This is a genomic window from Kitasatospora sp. NPDC056783 (assembly GCF_042789895.1).
Lineage (GTDB): Bacteria > Actinomycetota > Actinomycetes > Streptomycetales > Streptomycetaceae > Kitasatospora.
The window spans coordinates 1-8761 of the sequence record NZ_JBHUAF010000368.1 but is presented as its reverse complement, the minus strand read 5'-3'; the positions used below and the strand labels follow the sequence as shown (position 1 = coordinate 8761).

The 8761-nt window shown below is 74.8% G+C and carries 8 protein-coding genes; 1 reads left to right on the top strand and 7 read right to left on the bottom strand.

The genetic code is table 11. The annotated features are described in order from the left end of the window. Positions 1–150: 150 nt before the first annotated feature. The 7 genes from ACFRMQ_RS33705 to ACFRMQ_RS33675 all read right to left on the bottom strand — a co-directional run bounded on the left by ACFRMQ_RS33705 (position 151) and on the right by ACFRMQ_RS33675 (position 7403). Positions 151–942 (bottom strand): MOSC domain-containing protein, encoded by a 792-nt coding sequence (locus ACFRMQ_RS33705; RefSeq protein WP_380734568.1) that lies wholly within the window; start codon positions 940–942, stop codon positions 151–153. Between the two features lie 29 nt (positions 943–971). Further along, positions 972–1550 (bottom strand): hypothetical protein, encoded by a 579-nt coding sequence (locus ACFRMQ_RS33700; protein ID WP_380734566.1) that lies wholly within the window; start codon positions 1548–1550, stop codon positions 972–974. Between the two features lie 213 nt (positions 1551–1763). After that, positions 1764–2861, bottom strand: coding sequence for an LLM class flavin-dependent oxidoreductase (locus ACFRMQ_RS33695; protein ID WP_380734565.1), 1098 nt, complete (start codon positions 2859–2861; stop codon positions 1764–1766). A gap of 255 nt (positions 2862–3116) precedes the next feature. Beyond that, positions 3117–4139: a glutamine synthetase gene (gene glnII, locus ACFRMQ_RS33690; protein ID WP_380734563.1), complete on the bottom strand. Its 1023-nt coding sequence runs from the start codon at positions 4137–4139 to the stop codon at positions 3117–3119. Positions 4140–4347: 208 nt separating this feature from the next. Further along, entirely contained in the window at positions 4348–5337 is a 990-nt protein-coding gene (locus ACFRMQ_RS33685; protein ID WP_380734562.1) for an SCO1860 family LAETG-anchored protein, read from the bottom strand. 180 nt (positions 5338–5517) lie between these two features. Next, positions 5518–6195: a uracil-DNA glycosylase gene (locus ACFRMQ_RS33680; RefSeq protein WP_380734561.1), complete on the bottom strand. Its 678-nt coding sequence runs from the start codon at positions 6193–6195 to the stop codon at positions 5518–5520. Between the two features lie 116 nt (positions 6196–6311). After that, complete coding sequence (locus ACFRMQ_RS33675) at positions 6312–7403, bottom strand: amidohydrolase family protein (RefSeq protein ID WP_380734560.1); 1092 nt, start codon at positions 7401–7403, stop codon at positions 6312–6314. Positions 7404–7562: 159 nt separating this feature from the next. On the opposite strand from ACFRMQ_RS33675, the gene ACFRMQ_RS33670 reads away from it, so the two are divergent. After that, positions 7563–8648 (top strand): pyridoxal-phosphate-dependent aminotransferase family protein, encoded by a 1086-nt coding sequence (locus ACFRMQ_RS33670; RefSeq protein WP_380734559.1) that lies wholly within the window; start codon positions 7563–7565, stop codon positions 8646–8648. Positions 8649–8761 lie beyond the last annotated feature (113 nt).

The window sequence follows — 8761 nt, the reverse complement described above, 5'->3', positions numbered from 1 at the left end:
ACCACCGACCGCTTCCTCGACGCCCTGGAGAGCGTGCTCGGTCCGGCGTAGCGCCGGACCCGGCCCGGGCGGCACCGGGCCCGAGGCCCCGCCCGGGTGGGCACCGGCCCGGGTGGGCACCGGCCCGAGGCCCCGCTCACGGGGCCGCGTTCAGTCCAGCGCGAGCCGGTCCCCGACCCGGATCGCGCCCGTCACCAGCACTTGGGCGTACACCCCGGCGCAGGGCAGCGCCGGCATGCCCGCCAGCGGCACCACCCGGTTGCGCTCGGCCGGGATGCGCAGGGCCTCGGGACGGCGGGGCAGCGGCCCGTGCCGCAGGGTGGGGACGGCGCAGCGCGGGGTGGGCGCGAGGATCCGCAGGCGCAGCGTCGGCCCGATCGCCAACTCCCGTCCCACCCAGTCGTTCTCGACGTATCCCTCGCCCCGGGTGCGGATCACCAGGTTGGGCCGGTAGCGCTCGGCCTCGCTGCCGGTGGCGCGCAGCGTCGAGGTGGTGATCAGGTGCAGCGGCGCGAAGTCGAAGAAGCCGCCGTCCGGTGCGGCGCGGCCCAGCTCGTTGACGGTGAAGCCGGTTTCGGCCGTGATGCCGCGGGCCAGCACCTCCTCCGGTACGGCCCGCTCGACGGTCGCGCCGGGCGGGCGTTCGGTGATCAGCGCGACCTCGCGGCCGAGCGCCTCGGACAGGTCCCGCTCGTCCGTGCCGCCGCCGTCCGGGCCGGTGATCACCGTGCCGCCGTCCGCCGTGGTGGTGGCCGTGTACCCGAGCAGGGCGGCCCAGAGCCGGGGGTGCTTGCCGCTGGCCACCCGGCCGGTGGCCAGGTCGAGCAGCGCCCGTTCGCGGTCGCCGACCAGTCCCCGGCCGGTCACGTCGGCCCGGTCCAGCTCCTCGCCGAGCAGCCCCTTCACCGGATAGCGCCACAGCCGCTCGACCGTGCCGGTCACCGTCCCCTCCTCCGTCCCGGTCCCGCCGCTCACTCGCCCTCCGCCCAGTCCCGCAGTGTCGCGAAGTCTTCGGCGAGCAGGCCGATCCGGGGGTTGACGTGCAGGGTGAGCGCCCGTCCGGGGTGGTGGGCGGCGATCCACTCGGCGTCCCGCGGGCCGAGTTCGTCGTCCACCCAGACGAACGGGCGGCCGTCCGCCCAGGCGACCACGTCCTTGGTCTTCCAGTGCAGCCCGTCCGGGTCCTCGCCGAACAGGTCCGACCAGCGGATGTACGGAAGTTCGGGCAGGCCGATGTGCGGGCCGATGTGGGTGTTCGCCTCGCCCATCCACCCGGTGGCCCACACGAGTTCGTACGGCAGCGCCAGCAGCTCCTCACCGTGCGAGGGGTTGAGCCAGACCCGCAGCGGCTTGACCCGGACGGCGGGGGGCTTGGCGTGCCTGGCGCGGATCGTCTGCCGCGCCTGGACGGCGGCCAGGTGCCGCTGCTTCGCCACCCACCAGGCGGGGCGCAGCCGGTGGGTGGCGTAGCCCTCGGGCCTCCGCTTCGGCGCGGCGTAGGGATTGAGCGGTCCGTCCACGTCGAGGAGGAGCAGGGGCTGCTGGGTCATGCCATGAATTCTCGGCCGGGCGCGGAGGGTTGGCCAGCGGTTCACGGGTCACGATCGGGTTCCCGCCGCGCGGGCCGCCGCCGTGCCCCGGGCGCGGCCCGCGCCGCCGGTCCTGTGCCAAGCGTCACGCCGGCCCCGGGCCACCCCCGCCGCCGACCCCGCGCCACCGGCCCCCGCCGCCGGCCCCGCGGGCGGGGCTCACGCCCCGGCCCGTCACGGCCGCTGCCACAGGTGGCGGGCGGCCAGCAGCGGGAGCACGCCCTCGCCGAACCAGTACGCCTCCTCCAGGTGCGGCATCCCGCTCAGCACGAACTCCTCGATGCCCAGAGCGTGGTACTCGCAGATCAGGTCGGCGACCTCCCGGTGGCTGCCCACCAGTGCCGTCCCGGCGCCGCCGCGCAGCAGCCCGATGCCGGCCCACAGGCCCGGGTACACCTCCAGTCGTTCGGCCGAGCCGCCGTGCAGCGCGAGCATCCGGCGCTGTCCCTCCGACTCGCTCTCGGCCAGCGCCCGTTGGGTCTCCCGCACCCGGCGCGGGTCCATCGCGGCGAGCAGCCGCTCGGTCTCCGCCCAGGCCTGCGCGGAGGTGTCCCGGGTGATCACGTGCAGCCGGATGCCGAAGCGCACGGTCCGGCCCCGCGCGGCGGCCAGTTCGCGGATCCAGCGGATCTTCTCCCGGACCTGGGCGGGCGGTTCGCCCCAGGTCAGGTAGACGTCCGCGTGCCGGGCCGCGATGTCGCCGGCGGCCGGGGAGGAGCCGCCGAAGTAGACCGCCGGGACCGGCTCCGGCAGCCGGTTCAGCCGCGCGCCCTCCACCCGCAGGTGGGGCCCGTGGTGGTCGACCGTCTCCCCGTCCCAGAGCCGCCGGGTGATGTCCAGGAACTCGCCGGTGCGCGCGTACCGGGCGTCCTTGTCCAGGAAGTCCCCGTAGGCGCGCTGCTCGGCGGACTCCCCGCCGGTCACCACGTTGAGCAACAGCCGTCCGCCGGAGTGCCGTTGGTAGGTCGCGGCCATCTGCGCGGCCAGGGTGGGGCTGAGCTGTCCGGGCCGGAAGGCCACCAGGTACTTCAGCCGCTCGGTCAGCCCGCTGAGCACGGCGGTGGTCAGCCAGGCGTCCTCGCACCAGGCCCCGGTCGGGGTCAGCACGCCCTCGAAGCCCAACTGCTCGGCGCTGCGGGCGACCTGGCCGAGGTAGCCGATGCTCGGCGGCCGGTCCGAACCGGCCGCGCCGGGCGTGGAGCCGTGGCCGCCGCCGACGATCAGCCGGCTGTCGCCGTTGGTGGGGAGGAACCAGTGGAAGGTGAGAGCCATGGACGGACACACTCCTGGGGCCGGTACTGCCTGCGGTCGGTGGACGGAACCCGCCGACGGCGACAGCCGGCCGTCCACACCCTGCCCAGGTCCACGTGCAGGCGGCGCACGAGGAGGGGGTGGCCCGGAGCGGTCATGGGCCGATTCTCCGGGACTCCCCGCCTCCGGACAAGACCCGCCCGGACGGCCCGTAGGCCCTCCCCCGGTCACGGGGAAGGGCCTACGGGTGCGGTGCGGGTGCCCGGGGGCTACGGATCAGACCTGGCCGGCCTTCTCCAGGGCCGCGCAGCAGGTGTCGATCAGGAGCCGGGTGACGACGTAGGGGTCGACGTTGGCGTTCGGGCGGCGGTCCTCGATGTAGCCCTTCTTCTCCACCTCGACCTGCCACGGGATGCGCACGGAGGCACCGCGGTCGGAGACGCCGTAGCTGTAGACGTTCCACGGGGCGGTCTCGTGCTTGCCGGTGAGGCGGGACTGGATGTCGTGGCCGTACTGGTTGACGTGCTCCAGCACCTTCTCCTGGGAGGCGCCGAGCGCCTCGCAGGCGGTGATGATGGCGTCGTAGCCCTCGCGCATCGCCTTGGTGGAGAAGTTGGTGTGGGCGCCGGCGCCGTTCCAGTCGCCGCGGACCGGCTTGGCGTCGAGGGTGGCGTCGATGCCGAACTCCTCGGCGGTGCGGTACAGCAGGTAGCGGGCGATCCACATGTCGTCCGAGACGGTCAGCGCGTCGACGGGGCCGATCTGGAACTCCCACTGGCCGGGCATGACCTCGGCGTTGATGCCGCAGATCGCCAGGCCGGCGTCGATGCAGCGGTCCAGGTGCAGCTCGACGATCTCGCGGCCGAAGACCTCCTCGGCGCCGACGCCGCAGTAGTAGCCGCCCTGCGGGGCCGGGTAGCCGCCCTCCGGGAAGCCGAGCGGGCGGGAGCCCTTGAAGAAGGTGTACTCCTGCTCGATGCCGAAGATCGACTCCTGCGCGGCGTACTTCTCGGCGACCTCGCGCAGCAGGGCGCGGGTGTTGGACACGTGCGGGGTGCCGTCCGTCTCCAGGACCTCGCAGAGGACCAGGATGTGGTCGCCGCCGCGGATCGGGTCCGGCACGACGCGCACCGGGTTCAGCACGCGGTCCGAGGCGTGGCCCACCGCCTGGCTGGTCGAGGAACCGTCGAAGCCCCAGGTCGGGATCTTGTCGGCGTTGGGCAGGACGCGAGTCTTGGAACGGAGCTTCGCGGTCGGCTTGGTGCCGTCGATCCAGATGTACTCGGCCTTGATTGCCACGGCGTGTCCCTCGCATTGCTGTGTGGTGGGTGCCCGTGAAGAGTGGCAAGCCGCCGTTTCCCGGTTGTTCCTCTCGTGTAACGCGCATGTGAACCAACCGTCCGCGTTGACACCGTCACGGAGCGGGAGTGCCAGGGGTGGCACTCCCGCCCTTTCGGACACCGTCAGTGACGACGAGGGGTTCCCTCGGTGACGGCTCCCGGCCCGGTCAGTGGCGGCGGGCGTGCTCGGCGCGACGGCGCCGGGTGGCCCAGAGCGCGGCCGCGCCGCCCGCGACCAGGGCGCCGGCCCCGGCGGCGAGCGGGCCGGTGGCGCTGCTGCCGCCGGTGGCCGCCAGGTTCTCCGGCTTCTCCACCGCGGCCTGCGGGGCGGCGGTCCGCGAGGCGGCGGCGTCGACGACCGGCTGGACGGCGGGTGCCGTGCCCGGGGCCGTCGCGGCGCCCGGGGCGGAGGCGGTGCCCGGCGCGGACGGGCCGGACGGGGTGGCGGCCGGGCCGCCGGGCTTCTCGCAGCTCACCGAGGCGACGGTGACCTTCCCGGTGACCTTGGCGACGTTCAGGTTCAGCGGGTTCACCTCCACCCGCACCTCCAGCGCCGAGGCGGCGGCGGTGGTCGTGGTGACGGTCTTCTTGGAGAACTCCACCGAGACGCTGCCGATCAGCGGCACGTCCACCGTGGTCGGGCCGTACAGGCCGACGGTGACCGGCTTGCCGAGCACGCTGAGCTTGACCGGCGCGACCACGTCCGCGGTCGGCTGCCCGTCCACCGGGCAGGTCGCCTCGGCGCTCATCGCCTCCAGTCCGAGCAGCGCGGTGGCGGGCAGGCCGGGGGCGTGCACGTCCGCGTTGACCAGCTTGACGGAGGCGGTGGCGCCCTTGGCGTCGACGCGGGTCACGGACTTGCCGACGTCCGCCTTGACCAGTTCGACCGGGCCGGTCTGGTCGACGCCGGCCACCGTGGCGGTCAGCACCGAGCCGTCGCGCTGCGCCGGCGATTCCACCTTGTTCAGGGCGATGTTCACCGGGACGTCCACCGCCTTGTTCAACAGGCTGACGTCCAGGTCGAGTTCGGCGGTGACGGCGCGCGCCTTGCCGGGTGCCGGGGCGGGTTCGGCCGCCTGGGCGGGCGCGACGGCGAGCAGCGTGCTCGCCACCACGGCGGTGGCAGCGGCTAGGGAAACGATTCGTCGGGAAGACATGGCGGTACCCCCACACAGATGAAACGATGAGCCGCCAGTCTTCTCGAACGGTCAGTCACATGAGCAATACAGAACGTCATTTCACCCGTTGGGGTGAGATTGGCGTTCCGCACTGACTCGGCTCTGCTACGGCGGCGGCTTCGCGGGGGTCCACGGCCGCCGCACGCCGGACAGGATCGCCTACGGCAGCCGCCAGTCCACCGGCTGCGCCCCCTGCCGCACCAGCAGCTCGTTCGCCCGGCTGAACGGCCGCGAGCCGAAGAAGCCGCTGTTCGCCGAGTACGGGCTCGGGTGCGCCGACTCGATCGCCGGGACGTCCCCCAGCAGCGGCCGCAGGTTGCGGGCGTCACGCCCCCACAGGATCGCCACCAGCGGCCCGCCGCGCGCCACCAGCGCCCGGATCGCCTGCTCGGTGACCTCCTCCCAGCCCTTGCCCCGGTGCGCGGCCGGCTTGCGCGGCGCGGTGGTCAGCGCCCGGTTGAGCAGCAGCACGCCCTGCTCCGTCCACGGGGTGAGGTCCCCGTTGGACGGCTGCGGCAGGCCGAGGTCGTTGCCGTACTCCTGGTAGATGTTGATCAGGCTGGCCGGGATCGGACGGACGTCCGGGGCCACCGAGAAGCTCAGCCCGACGGCGTGGCCGGGCGTCGGGTAGGGGTCCTGCCCGACGATCAGCACCCGGACGTCGGCCAGGGGCTGCTGGAAGGCGCGCAGCACGTTCGGCCCGGAGGGCAGGTAGGTACGCCCGGCGGCCAGTTCGGTGCGCAGGAAGTCGCCCATCGCGGCGACCCGTCCGGCGACGGGTTCCAGGGCTGCGGCCCAGCCGGGCTCGACGATCTCATTCAGTGGACGCGGTGCCATGGTCGCCACCCTATCGGCCTACACCGACAGGGCGTTCAGCAGATGATCATGCGCTCGAAGAGTGCCCGGAGCGCCCGGCCCGGCCACCCGACGGGCTCCCTGAGCGCCCGGCCCGGCTACCCGACCGGGCGCCCCCGCAGCACCACCAGCAGCGGGTCCGCGAGCACCCGGACATCCGCCCGCGGGTCCTCGGCGTACACCACGAAGTCCGCCGGGGCGCCCTCCTCCAGCCCGGGCCGCCCCAGCCACTCGCGCGCCCCCCAGCTCGCCGCCGACAGCGCCTCGGCCGGACTCAGCCCCGCCTTGACCAGCTCCGCCACCTCGTCCGCGACCAGCCCGTGCGCCAGTGAGCCGCCCGCGTCCGTACCGACGAACACCGGGATGCCGGCCTCGTGCGCGGCGCCGACGGTGGCGTACCGGCGCTCGTGCAGCCGCCGCATGTGCGACGCCCAGGCCGGGAACTTGGCCTCGCCGCCGGCCGCGAGGTCCGGGAAGGTGGCGATGTTGACCAGGGTCGGCACGATCGCCACCCCGCGCTCGGCGAACGCCGGGATCAGCTCCTCGGTCAGCCCGGTGGCGTGCTCGACGCAGTCGATGCCGGCCGCCAGCAGGTCGGGCAGCGACTCGGCCGCGAAGCAGTGCGCGGTGACCCGCGCGCCCTCCTCGTGCGCCGCCGCGATCGCCTCGGCGAGCGCGTCGCCGGGCCAGCAGGCGGCGAGGTCGCCGCGCTCGCGGTCGATCCAGTCGCCGACCAGCTTCACCCAGCCGTCCCCGCGCCGGGCCTCGGCCCGGACGTAGGCCGCCAGGTCGCCGGGCTCGATCTCGTGCGCGTAGTTGCGGATGTAGCGGCGGGTGCGGGCGATGTGCCGCCCGGCGCGGATGATCCGGGGCAGGTCCTCGCGCTCGTCGATCCAGCGGGTGTCGGCGGCCGAGCCGGCGTCGCGGATCAGCAGGGTGCCGGCGTCCCGGTCGGTGAGCGCCTGCTTCTCGCTGGTCGCGGCGTCCACCGCGCCGTGCGCGTCCAGGCCGACGTGGCAGTGCGCGTCCACCAGACCGGGCAGCACCCAGCCGGTCACCGTCCGGACGTCGGCGGCGGTCGGCGGGCGGGTGAAGCTCACCCGGCCGTCCACCACCCAGAGTTCGTCCCGGACGTCCTGCGGACCGACCAGCACCCGACCCCGCACGTGCAGCACCGCTCCATCGCTCATGGCCGCACTCTACCGACGGGCGGGTTCCGTGTAAGCAGTCATGATGCGGCAGACTCGTTTCCGGCACCCGCCCCCGCGCGCGTCCACCCCGCGCGTCCACCCCGTGCGGCCCGACCCGCGCACCCCGCCCCGTGCGTCCCCGTGAAAGGCGATACCGACGTGAGCCCCTTCCTCGACCTGCCCCCGCTCAGCGCCGCCGAGTTCGCGGCGATCGAGGACCAGGTGGCCGCCCTGCTGCACACCGAATCCGATGTGATCGTCACCCAGGGCGAGGCGCTCCTCCCGCTGGAGGCCGCGATCCGCGGCGCCGCCCACCCCGGGTCCACCGCGCTCAACATCGTCACCGGCCCGTACGGGCAGACCTTCGGCAACTGGCTGCGCTCCTGCGGCGCGAAGGTCGTCGACCTGGCCGCGCCCTTCGACAGCGCGGTGAGCGCCGCGCGGGTCGCCGAGGCGCTGGCCGCCGAGCCGTCGATCGACTTCGTCTCCCTGGTGCACGCCGAGGCCGCCACCGGCAACACCAACCCGGTCGCCGAGATCGGTGCCGCGGTCCGCGAGCACGGCGCGCTGCTGATGCTCGACGCGGTCGCCTCGGTCGCCGCCGAGCCGCTGCTCACCGACGAGTGGGGCGTCGACCTGTGCGTCATCGGCGGCCAGAAGGCGATGGGCGGCCCGGCCGGGGTCTCCGCCGTCTCGGTCTCCGAGCGCGCCTGGGAGCGGATCGCCGCCAACCCGGCCGCCCCGCGCCGCTCGTACCTGTCGCTGCTCGACTGGAAGGAGCGCTGGACCGACGCCGGCCGCGCCGTGCTGCCGCACGCCCCGGCCCAGTTGGAGATGCTCGCGCTCGGCGCCTGCCTGGACCGGATCGCCGCCGACGGCCTGCCCTCCGTGATCGCCCGCCACCGCGCCGCCTCCGCCGCCACCCGGGCCGGCGTGCGCGCGCTCGGCACCCTGGCCCCGTACGTCGTCGAGGACGCCCACGCGGCCCCGGTCGCCACCACCCTGCGCACCCCGGACGGCGTCGACGCGACCGCCCTCGCCGCCCGCCTCGACCCGGCGCTGCCGGTCCAGCCGGGCGGCGGCGCGCTGGCCGCTTCGATGCTGCGGGTCAACCACTACGGGCGGGCCGCCGCGCTGGACACGGTCCGCGCCTGCCTGTCGGCCCTCGCCGGCGCGACGGACGCCGACCCGGCACCCGCCCTGGCCGCCGCCGAGGCCGCCTGGGCCGCGACCGTCCGGGCCTGACCGCACGACGGCCCAGCACGGAACAGCCCAGCACGGAACGGCCCAGCGCGGAACGGCCCAGCACGGCGCCGCCGAGCGCGCGGCGGCCCGCCACAGAACGGCGGCCCCGGAGG